General features: G+C 46.1%; 9 protein-coding genes. All 9 read left to right on the top strand.

Features of this window, described 5'->3' with window-relative positions:
- The first annotated feature begins 63 nt into the window (after nucleotides 1–63).
- On the top strand, nucleotides 64–7296 hold the full coding sequence (locus QUA90_RS20190) for a S8 family serine peptidase (protein WP_333447372.1): 7233 nt from the start codon (nucleotides 64–66) through the stop codon (nucleotides 7294–7296).
- A gap of 234 nt (nucleotides 7297–7530) precedes the next feature.
- Nucleotides 7531–8592, top strand: a complete 1062-nt coding sequence (locus QUA90_RS20185) for a calcium-binding protein (protein WP_333447370.1) — start codon at nucleotides 7531–7533, stop codon at nucleotides 8590–8592.
- A gap of 112 nt (nucleotides 8593–8704) precedes the next feature.
- On the top strand, nucleotides 8705–8857 hold the full coding sequence (locus QUA90_RS20180) for a hypothetical protein (protein WP_333385607.1): 153 nt from the start codon (nucleotides 8705–8707) through the stop codon (nucleotides 8855–8857).
- A gap of 334 nt (nucleotides 8858–9191) precedes the next feature.
- Nucleotides 9192–9860, top strand: a complete 669-nt coding sequence (gene petB, locus QUA90_RS20175; RefSeq protein WP_015174799.1) for a cytochrome b6 — start codon at nucleotides 9192–9194, stop codon at nucleotides 9858–9860.
- Between the two features lie 184 nt (nucleotides 9861–10044).
- Complete coding sequence (gene petD / locus QUA90_RS20170; RefSeq protein ID WP_333082815.1) at nucleotides 10045–10527, top strand: cytochrome b6-f complex subunit IV; 483 nt, start codon at nucleotides 10045–10047, stop codon at nucleotides 10525–10527.
- A 448-nt stretch (nucleotides 10528–10975) separates the two neighbouring features.
- Nucleotides 10976–11872 carry an AraC family transcriptional regulator gene (locus QUA90_RS20165; protein WP_333447368.1) on the top strand — a complete coding sequence of 299 codons (897 nt, stop codon included), beginning with the start codon at nucleotides 10976–10978 and terminating at the stop codon, nucleotides 11870–11872.
- Between the two features lie 364 nt (nucleotides 11873–12236).
- Nucleotides 12237–19958: a DUF7948 domain-containing protein gene (locus tag QUA90_RS20160; protein WP_333447366.1), complete on the top strand. Its 7722-nt coding sequence runs from the start codon at nucleotides 12237–12239 to the stop codon at nucleotides 19956–19958.
- Between the two features lie 154 nt (nucleotides 19959–20112).
- A complete protein-coding gene (locus QUA90_RS20155; protein ID WP_333447364.1) occupies nucleotides 20113–20607 on the top strand; it encodes a hypothetical protein in 495 nt (164 codons plus the stop codon).
- 71 nt (nucleotides 20608–20678) lie between these two features.
- Complete coding sequence (locus QUA90_RS20150; RefSeq protein WP_333447362.1) at nucleotides 20679–24320, top strand: FG-GAP-like repeat-containing protein; 3642 nt, start codon at nucleotides 20679–20681, stop codon at nucleotides 24318–24320.
- Nucleotides 24321–24378 lie beyond the last annotated feature (58 nt).

Genomic DNA, 24378 nt, shown 5'->3' with positions numbered 1-24378 from the left:
GCTAAACAAAAACATAAGTCATAGGATATTGTGATATCCTATTTAAATTTTACCAGGTGTGTCATGTTAAACTCACTAACTCCACTTTCCTCAAAAGCGATCGCATTTATCGATGCTGCCGTCCCCGACCCTCAAATCTTAATCGACGGCGTTATCCCTGAAACCGAGGTAATTAAATTAGAGTCAAACCGCAACGGTCTGGAACAAATTGCCGAAGCTTTGCAGGGAGAGCAATTTTCAGTAATTCACATTATTGCCCACGGGCAACCCGGTTGCGTGCAACTGGGGAACGTTGAATTGAGTTGGGAAAATTTGAGATATCGCGCGGGTAATTGCGTAGCAGCAGTCCAAGCATGGGCGCAATCCCTGACACCAAATGCCGAAATTCTCCTCTACGGCTGTAATGTTGGCCGAGGAAATATAGGCAAAGCATTGGTACAGCGTTTGAGTCAACTAACAGGGGCAAGTGTTGCTGCTTCTGAGAATCTGACAGGTTGTGCACAAGGCGGCGGCGACTGGGAATTGGCAGTGACAGCGGGGACAATTAAAGCTGGCATTGCATTTGGGCCAGAAGCGATCGCAGCTTACGGCCACGTTCTCAATACGTTTAAACAAACAGCTACGGGCTTGACAACAGGAAATCTCCCTACAGCTATTGTTAGCCAGGACTTTAATGGAGATGGCCGTCTCGATTTAGCAGTAGCTAACAGAAGTTCTGACAGTGTTTCGATCTTGTTGGGAACAGGTCAAGGTAATTTTGGAACTGCTACTAACTTGACCTTGGGGAGTGGAGGATCTCCCAGCGGTATTGTTGCCGGCAATTTTAATGGGGATTCGCTTCCCGATTTAGCTGTATCGGTAGCAATTGGCGGCGATATAGGAGGAGGAGTTTATGTCTTTTTAGGGACAGGCCAAGGCAACTTTAGCAATCCTAACAACTTTGGCCCGGGCATCACTAAAGAGGCGATCGCTGCGGGAGATTTTAATCAAGACACCTTCGCTGACTTAGTTGTGGCAGAAGAGAACCAAGTTTCTATTGCTTTAGGCAATAATCAAGGAACTTTTGGTGAGTTTAACAATGTGGGGACTGCAATCAGCCCCTTAGCGATCGCGATCGGAGATTTTAACGGCGACAACAATCTCGATGTTGTTGCCACTAACAGGAATCCGGCTAACAGCGTTTCTATTTTTTTCGGTACGGGCCAAGGCACTTTTGGCAATCCCACCAACTTGAATGTCGGCACAAGTCCCAGCGCGATCGCAGTTGGAGATTTTAATGCTGATGGCAGATCCGATCTGGCTGTAGCCAATGCAGGCAATCAGAACGTATCAATTTTATCAGGGACAGGCCAAGGCACTTTTAGCAATCCTGCTAACTTTAATGTTGGGTTAAGTCCTGAGGATATTGCCGTTGGTGATTTCAATGCTGACGGTCAACCCGATTTAGCTGTAGCGAACGTCAGTTCTAATGATGTTTCAATTTTAACTGGCACCGGTCAAGGAACGTTTAACGGGCCGTTTAATTATAATACTGGGGGAACCAGTCCTAGCGCGATCGTGGTTGGAGATTTTAACTCTGATACCAGACCAGATATTGCTGTCGCAAATACCAACAGTAACAGAGTTTCCATTCTGTTGAATGTGCTATTGAAAGCAAGTTTTGCTAATTCTGCGTACAGCAGCCTTGAAGGAGACGCAGATGCGACTGTTAATATTCCTGTGAATGTCGAAGACGGTTTACGATTTACAGACTTGATTGTACCGATCGCAACTGTTTTAGATGTTCCTGCTGGTACCGTAAAAGCTTTTCAAGGTTCTGACTATACTCTTTCTACTAATACCCTTACTTTCCCCGCAGGTAGCGGCAGTTCCACTCAAAATCTAGCTGTCACTATCAAACCCGACAACCTTGCAGAATGGGATGAAGCAGTTGTCTTGAGTTTTGGTACGAGTCCGGGAGGGGGAGGGTTTGCAGGTACAATCTCTGAAACTACCTTAACAATTCCTGCTAACGATCCGATTATTTACACAGTTGCTGCTAGCGCAGGTACTATTTCTGAAGGAAATTCGGGAACTACACCTTTGATATTTACTGTCAGTCGCACTGGCGGTACTGATTCAGGAGGTACTGTCAATTATGCAATTGGTGGCACTGCAACCAACGGCAGCGATTACAATAATATCGGCACTTCTGGCGCAACAAGTACGACTGGCCTGATTAATTTTGCCTCTGGCGAAACATCGAAAACTGTCACCCTAGATGTGTTGGGTGATGGTAGCGTTGAACCAGACGAAACTATTACCGTCACTCTATCAAATCCCGTCACCTTGCCTGATGGCGGTCTTCCCGGCGGCAGTTCGACACTTGGTACTGCTACTGCTACAACTACGATTATTAATGACGACACTGCTGGAATTGCAGTCAATCCCGTTAGCGGATTAATTACAACAGAAGCAGGAGGAACAGCAACATTTACTGTCCAACTCAACTCTCAACCAACTGCTAACGTGACTGTTGGCTTAAGCAGTTCCAATATTGCCGAGGGAACAGTTTCTACACCCTCGCTGACATTCACTCCCGCCAATTGGAGTGCGCCGCAAACTGTAACTATTACTGGCGTTGACGACAATATTGCTGACGGCAATCAAACTTACAATATTGTCACCGCTGCGGCTGTTAGTACAGACAGCAATTACAGCAATTTCAGTGCTGCCGATGTCAGCGTTACGAATAGCGACAACGAAACTCCCGGCATTACCGTTAATCCCACAGCAGGATTAACTACAACAGAAGCGGGAGGCACGGCTAACTTCAGTGTTGTCCTCAATACTCAACCTACGGCACCTGTTACGGTAGCTTTAAGCAGTTCCAATCCTGCTGAGGGAACAGTTTCTACTAATACTTTAAGTTTCACTCCTAATAACTGGAATCAGGCGCAGACGGTAACGGTGACAGGTGTTGGCGACAATATCGCTGACGGCGATATTGCTTACACTATTGTTACTGAGGCTGCTGTTAGTACAGACAGCAATTACAACAATTTCAATCCCTCGGATGTCAGCGTTACTAACAGCGACAGCGATACAGTCGGCGTTACCGTTAATCCCGCCAGTACCACAGCAGTAGAAGGCGGTGCAACGGGAAGTTATACACTTCAGCTAAATTCGCAGCCAACAGCGCAGGTAACAGTCAGCTTTGACGGGGGAAATCAAATAAGTGCGATCGCCCCCATTAGCTTCGACAGCACTAATTGGAATATTGCCCAAACTGTAACTGTGAGTACGACGGATGACACAGTTGTAGAAGGTACTCACACTGGCACAATCAATCACGCGGTAACAAGTACCGACGCGAAATATAGCGGAATTGCGATCGTCCCTGTCACTGTCGCCATTACTGATAACGATATAACGCCGACGCCAACACCAACTCCGCCAACTCCGCCAACGCCAACTCCACCGACACCAACTCCGCCAACTCCACCAACTCCGCCAACTCCGCCAACTCCACCAACTCCACCAACTCCGCCAACTCCACCGACACCAACTCCGCCAACTCCACCAACTCCGCCAACTTCGCCAACTCCACCGACACCGCCAACTCCACCGACACCAACTCCGCCAACTCCACCGACACCAACTCCGCCAACTCCACCAACTCCGCCAACTCCACCGACGCCAACACCAACACCAACTCCAACACCGTCGGTGCTACCGGTAATCATGCCTCCGACGATACCTGCTGGCATTACTGTCGATCCGACATCAGGATTAGTCACCACAGAAGCGGGAGGTAAAGCAACATTTACAGTCAAACTAAATACTCCGCCAACTGCTGATGTCAGAATTGATTTAGAAAGTTCCAATCCAGTAGAAGGCATAATTTCTCCACCATCGCTGAACTTCAACTTTGCTAATTGGAATCAAACGCAAACGGTGACGGTAACTGGTGTTGATGACAAGGTTGTTGACGGTGATAAAACTTACAGGATTGTTACCAAACCTGCTGTCAGCAACGATCGCAATTATTCCGGTTTAAATGCAGCAGATGCGATCGCGGTCTCTATTGATAACGATCGATCGAATGATAACGGCGGTCAATTGCCACCAATCGATCCTGTCACTGGTTCACAATACAAACCAGGCGAACTTTTAGTGAAACTGAGACCCGGTGCAAGCAATGATTTTCTAGGCAATTTTCAAGCTAATGGAGAGATAGCGCTAGAAAACCTAGTACCATCAAACTCCCAATTTGACTTCACACCCAGTCCATTAGATCGGTGGCGAATTGTCAAATTTTCTTCAGAATTAGATTTGCTGCAAATTCAAGAAAACTTAGCTCGAGATCCCAACGTAGAGGCAGTAGAACTGAATTACCAAGGTTCCTATGATTTCATACCAAACGATACCAGATTTAGCGAACTGTGGGGTTTAAATAATACTGGATTAGAGGGAGGCACATCAGATGCTGATATCGATGCCTCGGAAGCTTGGGATAGTCAAACAGGTGACAGAAGGATAATTGTTGCAGTTACGGACAGCGGCGTAGACTACAACCATGAAGATTTAATAGCCAATATTTGGACTAACTCGGGAGAAATTCCTGGCGATGGTATTGACAACGACGGTAACGGCTACACAGACGATGTTCGCGGCTATGACCTTTATAACAACGACAACGATCCAAGTGACGATCTCGGTCACGGAACCCACATTGCTGGAACCATTGGTGCAATTGGTAATAACCGCATTGGCGTTACTGGAATTAACCATAATGTTAGTTTGATACCTTTGAAGATTGGCAGTCGCATAAGACCAGATTTAGTCTCTATCACCAGAGGGATTAATTACGCTACCACTAAGGGTGCAGATGTCATTAATGCTAGTTGGAATGTTCCTGACTCTAGAGCTTTATTTGACGCTATCAGTGAAGCTAACAGTGCAGGAGTTCTCTTTGTTGCAGCAGCAGGTAATAACAGCTCTAATAATGACATCAGACCTTCTTACCCAGCTAACTATGACCTTCCCAATGTTATTTCAGTTGCAGCAACAGATCGCAATGACCAACTAGCATTTTTCTCCAATTTTGGAGCCAGTACCGTAGACTTAGGTGCGCCTGGAAGAAACATTTTGAGCACAGTTCCCGGTAATAACTACGGTTTCTATGACGGAACTTCAATGGCAGCACCCCACGTAGCAGGTGCGGCGGCGTTGCTGTTAGCCCAAGATCCAACCTTGACTGTCGCCCAACTAAGAAACTCTATTCTCTCAACAGTTGACCCGTTGCCTTCTCTCGCAGGAAGAACTGTTAGCGGAGGACGTTTAAATCTTCGCAATGTTCTCAATCCTGTCAACCGTCCGCCAGTCTTAAATATTCCGTTCCGGGAACAAGGTTTGAGTTTGCAACCGGGTTCGAGTCCTCAATTGCAGTTTACTTTTCAAAACGACACTTTCATCGATCCCGATCCGGGCAATACCTTAACTTATACAGCAGATTGGTATGAAAATGTCACCAACTTTGAGTGGCGAAATGTCAGCGGAGGACGATCGCCAATTCCGACAAGTTGGAGTCGCATTAGCCCCTTACCAACTGGCATGAGTTTCGATCCGGCTAGCCGTACTTTCAGGGTTGATGATAGCTTGCAGCGCAATCGCAACTACTGGATTCGAGTAACAGCAAGGGATGCTGCTGGTGCATCGGATATAGCATTTTTCGATCTTTATAATCGAGGTCGAGGTTCTGTTATTGACGGCTACATCGCTGGGGCTACAGTTTTCTTAGACGCTAACAAAAATGGCGAACTTGATGCTAGCGAACCTTCTGCAACAACTGGCCCAAAAGGTGAATACGAACTCGATATTTCCTTGGAAATTTTTGACAAAAATCGCAACGGCGAACTCGATCCGGAAGAAGGCAATATTGTGGCTTTTGGTGGCATTGATACTGCTACGGGTTTGCCTTTGGAAACGCCTGTCACTGCCCCGCCTTACGCTACTGTTGTCACCTTGTTAACCAGTTTAGTAGCAGATTTAATTGACAAGGGAATTGAGAGCGCTCGCGCCGAATCTCTCGTCAAATCTGCTCTTTCAATTCCCGCTAATGTTGACATCACTGACTTAGATCCGATCGCTGCTACCGAAAACGCGATCGCGGGTGGAGTAGAAACTTTGACTGCAATGGTCAAGGTACAAAACGTCATTACCCAAACTGCTGCTTTAATAGACGGTGGGTCAATTCTGGACAATACCAACAGCGTAAAAGCAGTTGTAAGTGCGATCGTTCAACAAATTCAATCGGGGACTACTCTCAATCTCAGTGATCCAAACCAGTTAGCAACAATTGTCGATCGCGCCGTCACAGCAGCGCAACAATTTGACTCGGATTTAAACACTCAGCAATTGTTGCAAATTGCCCCGGATGCAGCTAAGGTAATGGCCGAAGCAAATCAGCGCATTGACCAAGTTGTATCCAACACAGCAACAGCTTCAATTAACCGAGAAGTTGCCCGCGTGCAAAAAGTAGCCCTAGGCGCAACCTCTGAAGACTTAAAAGCAGCCGGTACAGGTACGAAATCGATCGCCCAAGTTATTGCCGAAAATACTGGTACTGCCTTAGATACCAAAATTCAACAAACGACATTGCCCGATACACCTGCTGTTGCGGTGATTGAAGGAGAAATAGATGCGATCGCAGCTAACTCCAATCTCCTCGGCACTGACGGCGACGACAGCCTCTCCGGGGACAGCGGCAGCGATACAATGGCCGGCAAACGCGGCAATGATACTCTCAGCGGTTTGGGTGGCAACGACTGGATACACGGCAATCAAGGCAATGATTCCCTCGACGGTGGCGACGGCGACGACACTGTTTACGGCGGCAAACAAATCGATAATTTGTTCGGCAATAATGGGGAAGATATCCTATTTGGAAATCGCGGTCAAGATAGCTTGAGTGGAGGTGAAGGCAATGACAGTCTTTACGGCGGTCAAGCTAGCGATATTCTGCTGGGCGGTAACGGATCTGATGTTCTCAGCGGTGAAAACGGCGATGATAGTTTGATAGGAGGAAATGGGAGTGATCGCTTCTTAATTTCCGCCAATTCTGGCAGCGATATCATTTTCGATTTTGAACCAGGCATCGACTTCCTCGCACTTGCCGACAATTTAACCTTCTCGCAGCTTTCTATTATCCCTAGTAACACTGCAACGTTAATCACCTTGACAGAAACTGGCGAAATTTTAGCGGCTATCACTGGCGTGACAGCTAACCAAATTAGCATCGCTGATTTCAGTTAAAACATTAGGGACACAGGCAAATCCTGTGTCCCGGAAATTCGTTTTCTAGTAAGACTTCAGTTTTTTCTTACAAATTTTGGTCAATCAAGATTTGCATTCCTTACTACAAAACGTCAATCAGAACTAAAGTCCTTACAAAATCCAAAATTCAAAATTTGAAATTGCGGGGAGGGTAAAAATCTAAAATCTAAAATTGAGTGACTGTTGTGAAATAGTTTTCAGGAGGACAAATTTATGGTAGTTATATGCGGTGACAATCTCAATAATTTACTAGCAGGTGAAATTGGCGATGATTCCCTGTGCGGGCTGGGAGGGAATGATACTCTATTTGGTTTGGATGGTAATGACACTTTAGATGGCGGAGTAGGAAATGATAGTCTCGCAGGTGGAGTCGGTAGCGATCGCCTTTTGGGCTACTCTGGTAACGACAGTCTCAGCGGTGGCGAAGGCGATGACAAACTGGAAGGAGGTGCCGGGAATGATATTCTTGAGGGTGGCGAAGGCGCGGATTTAATCAGAGGAGAAGACAATAATGATAGTATCTTGGGAGGGTCTGGCAATGACTCTCTTATCGGCGGTCTAGACAATGATACGGTGCTCGGAGGAGATGGAGACGATCTCTTGTTTGGTGGCTTCCACAACGACTTGCTAATGGGCGGCAAAGGTAACGATCTCGTGTTGGGAGAAGCTGGCAACGACACTTTAAGAGGTGACTTAGATAATGACTACATTAACGGCAATGCTGGAGACGATTTGCTTGAGGGAAATGAAGGTAGCGACACCCTGATTGGCGGGCCGGGTAATGACACCATATCGGGTTACAGCTTTTCATCAACAGGAGAACAAATCGATTATTTAATCGGGCAAAATGGAGCCGACTTATTTGTTCTCGGTTCGTCCAATGCCCGCCCTTACCTCTTCTATGGCGGTGAAGGTCGCCATGCCGTTATTGAGGATTTTAACCGGGTAGAAGGTGACAAAATCCAAGTCGTTGGTTTCGTACAAGATCGTAATGGTTCTAACTTCTTCTCTTACCGATTTGAATCTTATGATGACGGTATGAGACGGGGAACTCGGATATTTGTCGGATCGGATTTAATCGCCGACGTTAAAAATGTTACGGATGTGAGTCTATCAGATTGCACGATCGTTTCGACTGGGTTTACACCGCCATCGCGAGACTTTCCATCCTTGCCATCTCTGCCGGAAATTCCCTTTCCGATACCGCCGCGTCCCTCTCCTTTCTCGCCAATACTGCCAGTTTTTGTGGAAAGTTTGCTTTCTTTTCAATTGTGATAGGACTTTACGGATAGGGGCAATCACCGGATTTTTTTACGAAAATACGCAGGTTGCAGCCAGCAGATTTTGTTAGAAAGGACTGCAGTCCTGACTACAAAACAAGATTCGATTGTACGATCGAACCGGTTCGGGTTACTCGATCGACAATGAGGGCGTTTGGGGCCAAAAGGTAAAGTTTTACGATCGAGATGAAATTTGGGATCTCCCGGCAAAGCTGTTTCCGGCTCGGACTGCTTGCTGTAGCTCAGCCCTCCCCGCATAGTAGCTTGGGCGGATGTTGAGATTCCTAAAAAAGCCTTTTAAGTGTCCAAAAACCGATCGCCCGCGTGAAAATTGCACGGCAATTATGTTACATTTTTTATCACAGTCTGGAATTCGATCGGGCAACGCCAGCGAGTAGGGACAAGCCACCGCTTAGTTTCCCAGGGCTTGCAGGCGATCGCACAAGAGAGTTCCTTTCGTCAGCTCCAAATTTAAAAAATAGCCTCAGGCATTTGCTAGTAAAAGCAAGCTGCTCGGCGCGGGGCGACAAAAAACCTTGTGGCTGCTGCCCTGAACCTCAACCACAGCAATATTCTTTTAGGAATTCTGGCTCCATGTTTTCTAAACAAATCACCGACTCAAAAACCTACCAGTGGTTTGAGGAACGCCTGGAAATTCAGGCGCTCGCCGATGACATCACTACAAAGTATGTACCCCCGCACGTCAATATTTTCTACTGCTTGGGCGGAATTACTTTAGTTTGCTTTCTGATCCAGTTTGCCACCGGCTTCGCCATGACTTTCTATTACCGTCCCACGGTAGCAGAAGCTTTTTCTTCAGTGCAATACCTGATGACTGAAGTCAACTTCGGCTGGCTGATCCGCTCCATTCACCGCTGGTCTGCCAGCATGATGGTGCTGATGATGATTTTGCACATCTTCCGGGTTTATCTGACAGGCGGCTTCAAAAAGCCCCGCGAATTAACCTGGGTGACAGGAGTAATCTTGGCAGTCATCACTGTTTCTTTCGGCGTGACAGGCTATTCCCTGCCTTGGGATCAAATCGGTTACTGGGCAGTTAAAATCGTTTCCGGCGTCCCCGAAGCTATCCCGTTTGTCGGTTCTTTGATGGTTGAACTGCTGCGTGGCGGTGTCAGCGTCGGTCAAGGTACTTTGACTCGCTACTACAGCTTGCACACTTTTGTGTTGCCTTGGCTGATTGTAGTCTTCATGCTGGCTCACTTCTTGATGATTCGCAAGCAAGGTATCTCTGGCCCGTTGTAAGTTTTGAGTTGTGGGGGCGGTATTTTTTTTGCCCCCCCGCCCAATTGTGAGTTGAAAATTCAGAATTCATCACTCATGATATTTATTTACGGCTAATACTTCCTGCGATCGCGCCGCTGATTCAAACTAACGAATACAGCGGAATCCCAGGCCCGGGTAAAACTAAAAGGAGAACACTCTCACTATGTCTATTATCAAAAAACCAGATTTGAGCGATCCCGCGCTCCGCGCTAAGCTCGCTAAGGGCATGGGTCACAACTATTACGGCGAACCAGCTTGGCCTAATGACTTGCTCTACGTTTTCCCTATAGTCATCATGGGAACGATTTCTCTGTGCGTGGGTTTGGCTGTACTAGACCCGGCTTTGGTTGGCGAACCTGCTAATCCTTTTGCTACTCCGCTGGAAATTCTGCCGGAATGGTATTTGTGGCCTGTGTTCCAACTCCTGCGCGTTTTGCCTAACAAATTGTTGGGTATTGCTTGCATGGCGGGCGTTCCCGTTGGCTTGATTTTGATTCCGTTCATCGAGAATGTTAACAAGTTCCAAAATCCGTTCCGCCGCCCTGTTGCTACTACTGTTTTCCTGTTGGGAACTGCTGTAACTCTGTGGTTGGGTATTGGTGCTATTTTCCCGATCGACAAATCTTTCACACTGGGTCTTTTCTAAGATTTAAGTTTGCTTGATTTTGACGCCTGCGGGTTTCCTGTAAAGTGCTTTTGTACTGGTAGGAAACTTTAGTGGGCGTCATTTGATTTTAGATTTTAGATTTTAGATTTTAGATTTATCGTTCTAAAAGTTAATAATTATCCGTAATTAATTGTAAGCTGAGGCGCATCTAAATTTGACAATCAAATCACATCAAGTTTCTTGTGGGGTGGGCGTCCCGCCCGCCCAAAAATACAATGCAAGATGCGTAGCAGCTTAGGCGCAACGGCTTCTGAAAGTGCCGGTTACCGACTCGACCCTACACCGCCCTAGGGTCAAATTCCATTAAATTTTATTGCGAATGCTGGACAAAGAGACCGAGAATATGTCGCGTAAGCCCTGGGTATCTTTTGATAACTGCGGGAATTTCAGACCTATAGAATAATAGCAACTGTCGAAGGTGCAAGCTATGTCCTCAGAGAAACAGTTAATTCTTGATTTTGCCCAGGCAGACGCGATGAAATCGATTCTCCCGAGTCCCTCAATCCTATCGAGTCACGGCACAAAATGGGAGGGAATTCACGTCGAATATCACCGTCAGCCAGCAGACGAAACTCCCGAACACTGTTTCCAACAACACAACATTGGGCTGATACTCAATTCAGTTACAGTAAACGGAATACTCAACGGGAAACACTACGGTAGCGAACCGTGGCAAAGAGGAGAAATTTTCATCGGTGGTGCTGGTACTGATTTCCAGTCAGGTGCAGTCGAAGATCCTGAATTTATAGCGATCGCGATCGACCCTACCGACTTCGACAAAACAGTTTACGAATCGACCAATTCAAACCTCATTGAAATTATACCGCACTGGAAAATCAGCGATCCGTTGATTCTCGGCATTGGCTGGGCCCTCAAAACCGAACTCGAATCAGGTGGATTAAACGGTACTCTTTATGTCGATGCACTGAAAAACGCGCTTTCAATGCACATACTTCACCGCTATTGTGCACAAAAACCGCATAGGCGAGATTTTGAAGGCGGTCTCGATCCTGTCAAATTGCAGATTGTTATTAACTACATAAATGACTACCTAAACCGAGATTTGCACATAGCTGAACTGGCTAACTTAGTGCAGATTAGTCCTTATTATTTCAGTCGTTTGTTCAAACAATCAATTGGAGTCACTCCCCATCAATACGTCACCCAGTGCCGGATTGAGAAAGCCAAACAGTTGTTAAAAAGGCAAGATTTATCAATAACATATATCTCGGAGCAAGTCGGGTTTCACGACCAAAGTCACTTTAGCAAAACTTTCTGCAAAATCGTCGGTTTGACTCCTAATAAATATCGCGCTCAACTTTAACAGCGATTTGTCGTTGGGTGGGGGCAGGTTTATGAGATTGTCGGTTTTAGGCAATTATTGTCGGTGAACCTGCCCCTACAGGAATTATATCTATTTGACCGGACATGATATTAATCCTGTAGGGGCGGGTTTACCAATATCTCTAATAGAAACGAGAAAGCCTGTAAACCCGTCCCGGCCTTTAATCGCGGTCGATTGACTACAAAAACCGAGTCCGTAGCCCGTGTTACAATTTTTAATCAACAATCCGAGAAATTTCGCAAGAAAATGGTATTTTCCGTAAATTTTTCGCAAGAATTTACTATACAGCAGAGCTCGTACTTGTATATACTTAGTCGCATAACATAAACCAGGGGTACCAGCTATGAACTCTCAAAATCAACAGGCATCTTACGGTCAAATTCCCTTAAGTTTTATTGCAAATGCTGGACAAACAGACCCGAATGTGAAATTCCAGGTGAAAGGTGCCGGTCACAGCATCTTTTTTAGTCCAAACGAAATTTCTTTCGTCGCTTTCCAGCAACCCAATGAACCGGGGAACCAAGCCACAAATTCTTCAATTGTCCGCAGCAGCTTAGCCAACAGCAACCCGAATCCCACAATTTCCGGGCTGGAACAATTACCGGGAGTTGCTAACTTTCTGTTAGGCGAAGATTCTAGTCAATGGCAGACTAATGTGCCTACTTTTAACGGCGTTGTTTATCAAAACGTCTATCAAGGAATTGACCGCGTTTTCAAAGGCACAGAAGGACAACTTAAGAGCGAGTTTTTAGTTGCACCTTTTGCCGATCCGAGTCAAATTAAGATGAACTATACTGGTGTTAACGACATCCGGTTGCGTGACGATGGAGCACTAATATTAGAGACACCGCTAGGCGAATTAATTGATAACGCACCGATAGTTTATCAGGATCTCAACGGACAGCGGGTGAATGTTCCTGCCGCTTACAATTTATTAGGAAACGGTCAAGTTAATTTTAGTTTGGGATATTTTGACCCCACTCAACCCCTAGTTATCGATCCGGTTTTAGCTTACTCGACTTACTTAGGTGGCAGCGGCTTGGACTCTGCCAACCGCATGACTGTAGATAGCACAGGTGCGGCTTATATTATCGGCACTACTGTTAATAATTTTACTACTACTCCTGGTGCTTTTCAAACTACGCCAGGGGCTCAAGCTGATTTCTTAGTTACCAAAATTAACCCCGAAGGAACGGCCTTAGTTTACTCTACTTATATGGGCGGTGCTGGCAATGAATACGGTTTTGGGATTGCGGTAGACAGTCAAGGAAATTCTTATTTAACCGGACAAGTCGATCCAGGTTATCCAACTACACCGGGTTCTTTTCAACCTACAGCACCTAATTACACTGCTGCGGTAACTAAACTCAATGCAGCCGGCAATGCGTTAGTTTATTCTACCTTTTTAGGCAATAGCAGCAGCGGCGCCCTAGGCAACGGCATTGCGGTAGACAGTAACGGTAATGCTTATGTTACCGGGCTCACAGGTGGCAACAACAGTTCCCCCCCTGTAGTAAATGGCGGTTTCCCCACTGCCAATGCCTCCCAACCTGTATACGGAGGCGGAATTGATGCGTTTGTTACTAAAGTCAATCCAACTGGCAGTGGTTTAGTTTACTCTACTTATTTCGGCGGTTCTGGTCGCGAAGACGCTCAAGCCATTGCCATAGATAATAATGGTAATTCCTACATTACTGGCATTACTTATTCGACTGACTTGCCGGGGAAAGATTTAGGCTTTCAAAATTCCCTTGCAGGTAGTTATGATGGTTTTGTCGCTAAATTTGACGGGAATGGTGCGCGCGCTTATTCCACTTATTTAGGTGGCTTTGGCGAAGATAAAGGTGCTGATATCGCTGTAGATAGTGCTGGAAATGCCTATGTTGTCGGAATTACCACTTCAACTGAGTTTCCGACTAAAAATGCAGTTCAAGCGACTTATGCAGGTGGTGCAAATGATGCTTTTGTCATCAAGTTAGGCCCTCTAGGTAACAATGCGATTTATTCAACTTATTTGGGCGGCAGCGGAGATGACAACGGCCATCGCATTACTCTAGACAGTGCAAATAATGTTTACGTGACAGGAGATACGACTTCGACTAATTTTCCGACTAAGAATGCTATTCAAAGTGTCAGCGGCGGCGGGAAAGATGCTTTTGTCACGAAAATCAATTCATCGGGTTCTGCTTTAGTTGATTCTACTTATTTTGGCGGCAGCGGGGACGACTACGGTAATGGTATTGCGGTAAATAGTTCTGATGCAGTTTATGTGGCTGGTTCTACTGCTTCTACTAATTTACCAACAGCAAATCCTTTTCAAGCGGCGAATGGGGGAGGTGACTTTGATGTTTTTGTTACTAAAATAATTGCTGGGGGGCCGCAGGTAAAGATTGTTGAGTCGGGCGGCAGCACTAATGTAGCAGAAAGCGGCACGACTGATACTTATACAGTTGTGTTGAGTAATCAGCCTACTGCAAATGTGGCGATCGCACTTAATACCGACACTCAAATTCAACCGATTGCTGGCATTACTTTCACTCCAACTAACTGGTTTTTACCGCAAACGGTGACAGTCAGTGCAGTTAATGATAGCCTAGCAGAAACTTCGCCGCACAGCGGCCCGATCGCTCACAGTGCTATCAGTACCGATACTAATTATAACGGGACTACTGCCAGTTTTACTGTTAATGGCACTCCTGGCAATACCGTCAATGCTAATATTACCGATAATGACACCGCAGGCGTTAGCATTACTCCCACTAACACGACTGCGACGGAAGGCGGTGCAACTGGAACTTATACCGTTAAATTAAATACCCAACCGATCGCACCTGTTACCATTAACTTGGCTACAGGCAGTGAAATTCAACCAATTACCGCACTTACTTTTACCACTACTAATTGGAATGTCGATCAAACTGTTGCGGTGAAAGCAGTTGACGACAATTTAGTTGAAGGAAATCATGCAGGTGCGATCGCCCATACTGCTACCAGTACCGATACTAACTATAACAGCATCACAATTCCGGCTGTTAGCGTCGCCATTACGGATAACGACACGGCTGGTTTCAGCATTGCACCTACGAACATAACTGCTACAGAAGGCGGTGCAAATGGCAGTTACAAAATCCAGCTAACTTCGCAACCAACTGCACCGGTTACTATCAGTTTCAATACTGGCGACCAACTTAATCCGATCGCCACACCTATTACTTTTGATAGCACTAACTGGAATGTTGCGAAAACTGTCACGGTTAGTGCGCTCGACGACAATCTAGCACAAGGAACCCACAGCGGCACGATCGCTCACACAGTTACGAGTACCGACGCGAATTATAACGCGAAAGTCATTCCCAATGTGACGGCATCAATTACAGATAACGACAGTCCCGGTATTTCTATTGTGCAATCAGAAGGCGAGACAGCTATTGCTGAAGGCGGTGCAACCGATAGCTACGGCGTACTTCTGACTACCGCACCTACTGCAAACGTCACGATTAATTTTGACACGGGCAGTCAAATTAATGCGATCGCACCTATCACTTTCACGCCGAATAATTGGAATGTAGCGCAAAATGTCACTGTTACGGCGATCGATGACAGCATAGCCCAAGGAAGCCGCAGCGGCACGATCGCTCATACGTCTGTCAGTACAGACACTCAGTATAACAACCTGACAATTTCTCCCGTGACTGCCACGATTGCTGACAACGACACGACGGGTGTGAGTATTTCACCGGAGAGCACAACTGCTACAGAAGGTGGTGCCACAGGCAGTTATACACTCAAGTTAAATTCGCAGCCAACTGCACCAGTTACTATCAGTTTTGATGCGGGAAATCAAATAAGTGCGATCGGTGCAATTACCTTCGACGCTACTAACTGGAATGTTGCCAAATCCGTGACAGTAACGGCTACAGACGATGTGGCTGTGGAAGGAAATCATGCGGGGGCGATCGGGCATACTGCTAGCAGTAGCGATGTTAAATATAACAGCATCACCATTTCCCCTGTTAATGTCGCCATTACTGACAACGACACTGCCCCAACGCCAACCCCAACACCGATCACCCCAACACCTCCAACACCTCCAACACCTCCAACACCGATCACCCCAACACCTCCAACACCTCCAACACCGATCACCCCAACACCTCCAACACCAACCCCAACACCAACCCCAACACCAACCCCAACACCTGCTGGAATTACCGTTAATCCTGTAAGTGGATTAATCACGACAGAATCAGGCCAAACCGCAACATTTAACCTTCAACTAAACAGCTTAAACATCCCACCTACTGGCGATGTGAAAATAGATTTAGCAAGTTCCAATACAGCAGAAGGAACAGTTTCCCCGCAATCGCTTACCTTCAACTCTACTAATTGGAATCAGCCGCAAACAGTAACGGTAACAGGCGTTGACGACTTTGCTATTGACGGTGATCAAGCTTACACCATTGTTACTAGCCCTGCTGTCAGTACGGATAACAGATTTAACGGATTAAATGCGTCCGATGTTGCTGTCACCAATAACGATAATGACAGCAATATTCCAGCACAAGACTTAGCTGGAAACACATCAGCTACAGCCCGTACAATCAATGCAAGTTCCGATCTCAAAAACTACCCGGATTCAGTAAGTAGGAACGATCCAGATTACTACAAATTCACGATCGGTGCTGACAATGACTTCAACTTGTCAGTCAGCGGCTTCACGGGAGATATTAATCTTGAATTGCTTGACAGCGATCGAAATGTCATCTCAACTGCAATAAGTTCTGGCGCTGGCTCAAAATTAATTAACCGCCTTTTGGAACACGGCACTTACAGCATTCGAGTTTCTTCAGTTAATAGCGCGGAGAGTCAATACAATTTGAATTTGTCCGCTGTACCTCGTCTTGCAGGTGTCACAACTACAGGATATGAAGGCCCTGCCGTCACAAATCCGCAGTCAAATTCACCTAGCAGCAGCATTTTGAGCGGCATCAACAACAATCTAGTCACTAACAATCTATCCACTTCCCTGATTGATAGCAATTTCCTCGACTCAGTGCTGTTTAGTGGTGTTGGTGGCAATAGTAATGCTTCAAGTTTCGTTAATAACTTCCTCCCAGCAGACTTTTTTGGTAGTTTTGACGGCAGCGGCAACGACCCCTATCATGAGAAACCTGCTAGTGTATCCAGCGCGCAAATAAATTTGGATAAATTCCGCGCCACACCACGTTTTTCCGGTATTGACGGCAGTGGTTTCTCTGTAGCGGTATTAGAGACTGGCATCAACTTAAACCACCCATTCTTTGGCCCTGACAGCGACTCAAACGGCATCAGCGATCGCATCGTTTATAACTACGATTTTGCCGACGGCGACGCGGATGCTAGCGACAAAGACGGACACGGATCGAACATTGCCAGCATTATTGCTTCCCAAGACCCAACCTATACAGGGATGGCACCTGGGGCTAATATTATCGGTCTAAAAGTGAGAAAGGATAATATACAGGGTAGTGACGAAATTAATAAGTTTCCGTATGTTGAACAAGCTTTGCAGTGGGTATTGCAAAATGCAGATACTTACAACATTGCCAGCGTTTGTATGGCATTCGGCAGCGGTGAAAATTTTCCCACCAGTCAAACTTCACTCTACGGTATAGGAGATGAACTGGCAGCATTAGCGGCGAAAAATATAATTGTTGTCTCTTCATCAGGCAACCGTTACTACCCGTACCGGAATGAGCCTCCAGGTGTAAACTACCCTTCAGCAGATCCGAATTCGCTGTCGATTGGCGCGGTATACAATTCCAACATTGGTTCTTTCTCTTTGGGAAATTATTTTGCGAATAAGCCTGGTGAGACTGGGAAATTGGTAACAGCAAATACCACTGCTGCTGATCGCATTGCTCCTTTTTCTCAGCGTAACGGGACATTAACCACAGTTTTTGCTCCAGGAGCACCCATCACCGGGGCTGGCAAAGATGGCGATATAAACGAGAGAAGTACCTATCACGGTACCAGTCAAGCTACAGCCCACATTGCCGGAATTGCAGCATTAGCCCAACAGTTAGCACAGAAAGAATTAGGTCGCAAACTGACACCAAAGGAGTTTGCCAATCTTTTAAAACAAACCGGTGTCACTATCAACGATGGCGACGATGAAGACGACAACGTTAAACATACAGGTCTTAATTTCAAGCGCGTCGATGTGCTGGCTTTGGGTGAAGCTATTGCTGGAGGAGGTGTTGTTCAGAACCGTCCGCCACAAGAAAAGATTCATTTAGACTATTTCATTAAGGAGTTTAATCAAGACATTCAAAATGTCTACACCGATCCGGATGGCGACTTAATCTCTTACAAATTAACTCGAGAGGATGGCAGTCCTTTAACCAGCAGTTTCAACAGTAGCTGGCTGAGATTCTCTTTCGACTCTAACCAGAACACCATCAAATTTACTGGCACTCCACCCGTGTTTAATATTAATGGAAAACCATTGAGTTTTGTAAGACCGTTTAAGGTTAAGTTAACCGCCACCGACCCTGCAGGTGCAAGCAATTCTCAAACCTTCAAGATAACAAAATATAACGGTCGCTGGGTGATTGATAATTACATTGCAGGTGCCAAAGTATTTTTGGATGCCAATAAAAATGGTGTTCTTGATGCTAATGAACCCTCAACCAATACTGACAATAGCGGTTTATTTAATCTCGATATCCCCTTCGAGACTTTCGACAAAAACGCCAATGGGGAAATTGATTCAGATGAAGGAAATTTAGTAGCTTTTGGCGGAATTGATACTGCTACGGGTTTGCCTTTAGAAACGCCTGTTACTGCACCTGCTGACGCTACTGTGGTCACGCTGTTAACTACTCTGATGGTGGACTTAGTAGATAAGGGGATTGAGAGCGATCGGGCCGAATCTCTGGTCAAATCTGCTCTTGCCATTCCCGCCGACGTTCCGATCGCAGATTTCGATCCGATCGCGGCCACCAACGACACCGAACCGGGCGGCGTCGCAACTTTAGCAGCAATGGTAAAAGTTCAAAACGTCATCACTCAAACTGCTGCTTTGATTGACGGTGCTTCCAGTGCAGCTACTAACGAAATTGTCAAAGCTGTTGTCAGTTCAATTACGAGTCAAATTCAATCCGGCACTGTTTTAAACCTCAGCAACGCACTCGCTTTAGAACCAATCATTCAGCAAACTGCCGCGAAAATTGAGCAGATTGACCCCGGTTTCAACAGTCAAAAAGTCACCTCAATTACCTCGCAAGCTGCGACTGTAATGGCAACAGCAAATCAGCGCATTGATTCTGCTGTCTCCAACCCAATAGGAACATCAATTCCTGAATCAGTAGCCCGCGTCCAACAAGTAAGTTTGGGCGCAACAACTCAAGACTTCAAAGCAGTCGGTGCGGGAACTAAGACAATTGCCGAGGTAGTTACTGAGAATACTGGTGCTGCTTTAGATACGAAAATTCAAGCTGTGATATTACCTGCTGGGATTGCGACTCCTGTTGTCAGCGGCGATGCAGATTTGGGCAGCAATTCTCCCGATCGAATTCTCGGTACCAGCGGCGACGATATCCTGACTGGCGACAGCAGCAATAATGTTTTGATGGGTCTGAGGGGCAATGATTCCCTCGACGGTGGCGTGGGGAATGACACTCTTTTCGGCGGCAAGGCTAACGATACAATGCTTGGCGGTAACGGTGATGATGTCTTGTTTGGCAATCGCGGTGCTGACATTTTGAACGGCGGCGATGGCAGCGATATTCTGCTGGGAGGCAACGGTGATGATTTGTTGGATGGCGGTTTGGGAAATGATAGTTTGACGGGAGGGGATGGCAACGATCGCTTCTTGCTCTCTAGCAATTCGGGTATCGGTATTATCTTGGATTTTGAAGACGGAAAAGATTTGCTTTCTCTAGGCAACAATCTTAGTTTCTCCCAACTGTCACTTACTCAAGAAAACAGTGCAACTTTCATCCGTTTGTCAGCAACCGGAGAATTTTTAGCTGCTCTCAATGGCGTGACAGCTAACCAAATTAGCATCGCCGATTTCAGTTAAAAATTCCTGGTCGCACGGGTAGCCAGAAACCGGGTTTTTTACGACAATATTTCGCACTCACCCGCAGGTTCAGTAAAAAACCCGGTTTCTTTGATAAGTGCGTTCAGTTCAATGTCGATCGAGTAGTAGTGTATCCACCCATGAGGTTTTTGATATGAACGAAAACTCACAACCAATCTTTTTTCCTGTTTCTCGGTTTAAGTTGATCGTGATGTCCCTAGTAACCTTCGGATTCTATGAAATTTTTTGGTTTTATAAAAACTGGCAGCTATTAAAAACCGCAACAGGAAGAGACATTAGCCCCTTTTGGAGAACAGTTTTCAGCGGTATTTTTGGCTATTTTTTATTCAAAAAAATTAAACTTTGCGCTAAATCCTACTGTGTTTCTCCCAAGTTTAGTCCATTTTTGCTGACTATTGTTTGGATTGGGCTTAATATGTGTTTTCGAGTGCCAAACCCATACGGGTTAGTGAGTAATCTGTCTGTAATAGCTTTGCTTCCCGTTCAAGAGAGGGTGAATAAATTGAACTGTGTAGCAGCACGAAACCACAATCCTAACAGTCGATTTTCGGCAGGGAATATACTAACGATCGCTGTGGGAGGCAGCCTGACTGTACTTGCGATCGTCGGGATACTGATGCCAGCTTAGGTGCGATTTGCATCAGTTTCACAACTCGAAACATCAAAGATTACTGTTGTTAACTAATAGGTAAATTAATCATGTCTACCTTCAAGAACGCTGCCAACTTTCCTGCCGGCACAAATCCCCAATCCCTGACTGCCGAAAACTTTAATAACGACAATATCCCAGACTTAGCCATCAGCAGCGGAACCGCTGTTTCCCTATTAATAGGGAACAGCCAAGGAGGATTTGGCACTCCCACCAACGTGAATCAATCCAGTCGTACTCCCATCATATCAGGTAATTTTAACACCGATAATTTCTTAGACCTAGCCGTAACTAACTGGTCTGGTGGAGAATTTCCTAGTGGTTCCGTTTACATCTTACCGGGTACTGGTCAAGGTACTTTTGGCAACTCCACTAGCTTTAGCGCCGGGACAAACCCGCCCAGTGCGATCGGCGTAGGAAATTTTAACGCAGACAATTTATCAGACATAGTTGTAGCAGACATTAATGGTGGCGTTTCCATCGGATTACAAAACGCTCAAGGCAACGGTTTTGCTAGGGAGGAAAATATATCTCAGGTAGGGACAACTCCCACCGCGATCGCAGCGAGAGACTTTAACAGCGATGGCCGCCTCGATCTTGCCATCACTAGCAGCGGTTCTAACAACGTTTCCATCCTACTGAACACGGGAGGCGCTGGTGCAGACCGATTTTCAATCCCGGTAAATTATGCAGTTGGGACTAATCCAACATCCATTGCCGCAGAAGACTTTAACGGTGACAACATCCTCGATCTTGCCATCACCAACAGCGTTTCTAACAACATTTCCATCCTACTTGGCACCGGTCAAGGTGCCTTTGCCAATGCCACCAACTACGCAGCGGGAGGCGATAGTCCGACATCGATCGCAGTTGCCGACTTAAACGCCGACAGCAAACTCGATATCGCCGTGGCTAACAATCAATCAAACAACGTTTCTATTCTAACTGGAACCGGTCAAGGCACCTTTGGCAACCCCATTAACTACGCAGTTGGGACAAATCCAAAAGCGATCGCCATCAAAGATTTTAACGCCGACAACAAACCCGATATCGCCACCGCCAACAGCGGTTCTAACGATGTCTCGATCCTGCTGAATACCACCGTTGAGGTGAATTTCGGTGCCGCCACTTACAGCGGTACTGAAGGAACAACAGACACAGTAGTTAATGTTCCAGTCACCATCAGCGGCGGCACTCCCTTGGGCGATGTAGTTGTACCAATAGTCATCGACCCCAGCAGTACGGCTACCCAAAATTCAGACTACACTTTTTCACCAGCCACTCTCACATTCAGTGCAGGTACTAACACCCTGACTCAGAATGTTGCTGTCACTGTCAAAGCTGACAATATCCCAGAGAACGCCGAAACAGCAGTATTCAGCTTTGGTACGATTACTGATGGGATTGCAGGTACAACAAATCAAGCGACACTAACTATTCCGGCTAATGATGCCATAGATTACGCCATTGCTGCCGGTACTGCCAGCATCGCCGAAGGCAACACCGGCACTACTCCCGTTACTTTTATCGTGACTCGCAGTGGCGGGATTGATGCTGCCAGCAGTGTAAATTATGCAATTGGAGGAACTGCTACAAACAGCAGCGATTACAACAATATCGGCGGCACTTCAGGGGGAACTAGCATTACTGGTACGGTTAATTTTGCGGCGGGCGAAACATCGAAAACCATTACTTTAGATGTATTGAGCAATGCCATAATTGAACCGGAGAAAACTATTACTGTTACTCTGTCAAATTCGGTTGCACCCGGCCCGACTCCGACTATTACCGCTGCTGCCGCTACAACTACGATCGGTAATGATGACACTGCCGGAGTCACGGTCAATCCTGCCAGCGGATTAGTAACGACAGAAGCAGGCGACAGTGCTACATTTACCGTTAAACTTAACAGTCAACCCAGTGCTAATGTTAGCCTTGATTTGAGCAGTTCCAATCCCGCTGAAGGAACAGTTTCTAGCAATAGTTTAACTTTCACGCCTGCGAACTGGAATCAACCGCAAACGGTAACGGTGACAGGTGTAGACGACAGCGTTGCTGATGGCAGTAAAACTTACAATATTGTCACTGCTGCGACTGTCAGTACCGATACTAATTACAGCAATCTCAATCCCGATGATGTCAGCGCCAGCAACAGCGATAATGAAACTCCTGGCATTACGATTAATCCTACCAGCACGAATGCAACGGAAGGCGGTGCAAATGGAAGTTACAGCATTCAGTTAAATACTCAACCGATCGCACCTGTTACGATTAACTTGGCTACAGATAGTCAAGTTCAACCAATTACTGCACTTACTTTTACCGCTACTAATTGGAATGTCGCTCAAACTGTGCCGGTGGCTGCGGTTGACGACAGTTTAGTTGAAGGGAATCATGCAGGGGCGATCGACCATACTTCTACCAGTACCGATACTAACTATAACAGCATCACGATTTCCCCTGTTAGCGTCGCGATTACTGATAACGACAATGCGCCAACCCCAACACCTGCGTTACCGACACCAACACCTGCGTTACCGACACCAACACCTGCGTTACCGACACCAACTCCTGCGCTAACGACACCAACACCTGCGTTACCGACACCAACACCTGCGTTACCGACACCAACTCCTGCGTTACCGACACCAACACCTGCGTTACCGACACCAACTCCTGCGTTACCGACACCAACTCCTGCGTTACCGACACCAACTCCTGCGTTACCGACACCAACTCCTGCACTAACGACACCAACTCCTGCACTAACGACACCAACTCCTGCGTTACCGACACCAACTCCTGTAACCCCAGCGCCGACATCGGCGACACCTGTTGGTATTACTATTAACCCAACAACAGAATTAACTACTACTGAATCCGGAGGAAAAGCAACCTTTAATGTCAAACTCAACAGCCAACCTACTGCTGATGTCAAAATAGATTTAGAAAGTTCCAATGCAACAGAAGGAACAGTTTCACCGGCATCGCTTACTTTCAATTCTGCTAACTGGAATGCTTCACAAACAGTAACGGTAACAGGTGTTGACGACAGTGTTGCTGACGGGAATAAAGCTTACACCCTTGTTACCAGCCCTGCTGTCAGCAATGACAGTAAATACTCCGGCTTAAACGCAGCAGATATCGCCGTTACAAATACCGATAACGAAACCCTTTGGTGCGGTTTGGAAAAAGGATTAGACAAACTGGAAAACATTGTTAACGACCAACTGAATGCGTTCAAACTGCCAATCTTAGGACGACTAAGCGACATTTCTCCGAATTTTATTAGCAATTTCAAAAATAGTCTAGTCAATACCGTTAAAAATGCAACAGATTTCACGCCTAGTCAGCTAGAAAATAGCATTCAGGAGGTTGTTGGGTCGGCATTCGATGTTAAAGTCGAGAGTAGTTTAAATCCAAATGACAGTAACTTAGTCATTAAAATTGGCAAAAAATATCAGCTCGACAATATTACGTTTTCAGAAGATTTAGGGTTGCCCGCACTAGGCTTGAAAGTCGAAAACTCTCCTAAGCCCTGGAATCAAGTTGTCGCCTTCGCACCGACTGCAAATCTCTCTCGCTTTGCCAATTTATCTAATGATTTAGAAGCATCAAGCCTCAATTCCAATATCAGCAATTCAGCCACATTAGCACCGGTTACAGATAGTAGTAAGCTGTTGTGCCTTTAAATAGGGTATAATAAAAAATTAGTTTAGTCAATTTATACAAAAATGCCAGCTAAAAACC

This window comes from Microcoleus sp. D3_18_C4 (assembly GCF_036702355.1).
Classification (GTDB): domain Bacteria; phylum Cyanobacteriota; class Cyanobacteriia; order Cyanobacteriales; family Microcoleaceae; genus Microcoleus.
This window is presented reverse-complemented; position numbering and strand designations above follow the sequence as displayed.

Excerpts from the sequence above, each read along its gene's own strand:
- QUA90_RS20190 (WP_333447372.1), top strand. The coding sequence starts at position 64 with ATGTTAAACTCACTAACTCCACTTTCCTCAAAAGCGATCGCATTTATC.
- QUA90_RS20185 (WP_333447370.1), top strand. The coding sequence starts at position 7,531 with ATGGTAGTTATATGCGGTGACAATCTCAATAATTTACTAGCAGGTGAA.
- petB (WP_015174799.1), top strand. The coding sequence starts at position 9,192 with ATGTTTTCTAAACAAATCACCGACTCAAAAACCTACCAGTGGTTTGAG.
- petD (WP_333082815.1), top strand. The coding sequence starts at position 10,045 with ATGTCTATTATCAAAAAACCAGATTTGAGCGATCCCGCGCTCCGCGCT.
- QUA90_RS20165 (WP_333447368.1), top strand. The coding sequence starts at position 10,976 with ATGTCCTCAGAGAAACAGTTAATTCTTGATTTTGCCCAGGCAGACGCG.
- QUA90_RS20160 (WP_333447366.1), top strand. The coding sequence starts at position 12,237 with ATGAACTCTCAAAATCAACAGGCATCTTACGGTCAAATTCCCTTAAGT.
- QUA90_RS20155 (WP_333447364.1), top strand. The coding sequence starts at position 20,113 with ATGAACGAAAACTCACAACCAATCTTTTTTCCTGTTTCTCGGTTTAAG.
- QUA90_RS20150 (WP_333447362.1), top strand. The coding sequence starts at position 20,679 with ATGTCTACCTTCAAGAACGCTGCCAACTTTCCTGCCGGCACAAATCCC.